At 62.8% G+C, this 913-nt stretch carries 2 pseudogenes; both read left to right on the top strand.

From position 1 onward, the window contains the following. Positions 1 to 327: pseudogene (locus tag EN935_RS41205) on the top strand (creatininase family protein); the annotation flags it as partial. 17 nt (positions 328 to 344) lie between these two features. Beyond that, positions 345 to 913, top strand: a pseudogene (locus tag EN935_RS38015) (dihydroorotase); the annotation flags it as partial.

Genomic DNA, 913 nt, shown 5'->3' with positions numbered 1-913 from the left:
CTCGCGATCGCTGCCGAGAAGGGAAGGGATACTGACGCCATACGCGTCAGGGCGGCCAGCCTGGCTCCTCGCACGCTACAGCCATGGGTTTCGCCGGGGGAGACGTCCGACCCGATCACCGACTCGCGTGCGGCGTGGCCGCCCCTGTTCCAGTCCGACGACGCCGGCTACTTTGGAGATCCCGCGTCGGCGACCATCGAAGCGGGCCAGGCAATGCTGCATGTGCTGACGACCAGGCTCGCTGCTTTCTTCGAAGGCTTTGCCAAGATGCCGATCCGCCTCGGACGAGGCTCCGACAAAGCGTTGATCTCCCCGCCGCTCGTCTAATTCTTGAAAGGAATTCCATGTCCTACGATCGGGCGATACGCGGCAATATCGTCACCCCGGAAGGGGTGATGATAGATGGCTGGCTGGCTGTCTCCGGTGACACCATCCAGGCGCTGGGACAAGGCGCGCCGCCGGACGCGGTTCGGACGCACGATTTTTCCGGTTGTTGGGTTGTTCCGGGAGGTATCGACGCCCAAACCCATGCTGGCAGCTACTGGGGTCTTGCGGGCCTTGAGCCAACAAGCCGGGCAGCCGCCTGCGGGGGCATCACCACCATGGTCGAAATGCCCTTCGACAATCCGACACCGCTAAGCACGATGGAATTGTTCAGGGCCAAGGTGCAAGCGGTCGAGTCGTTGTCTTATTGCGACGTGGCGCTCTACGGGACGCTGGCGCCCGGCCAGCCGACCGACGTCATGCATGACCTTTCGGAAGCGGGCGTCTGCGCCTTCAAGATCTCCGTGTGTGAGAGCCATCCAGTGCGCTTTCCCAGGATTCCGGCAGAGCAGCAACACGCGATGCTCCAGGTCGCTGCCGAACTGGGATTGCCGGTGGGTATCCACAACGAGGATCAGGAAATAGTCCG

It is taken from the genome of Mesorhizobium sp. M7D.F.Ca.US.004.03.1.1, from assembly GCF_003998635.1.
Lineage (GTDB): Bacteria > Pseudomonadota > Alphaproteobacteria > Rhizobiales > Rhizobiaceae > Mesorhizobium > Mesorhizobium loti.
The sequence above is the reverse complement of the archived record's forward strand: the minus strand, read 5'-3'. Positions and strand labels throughout refer to the sequence as shown.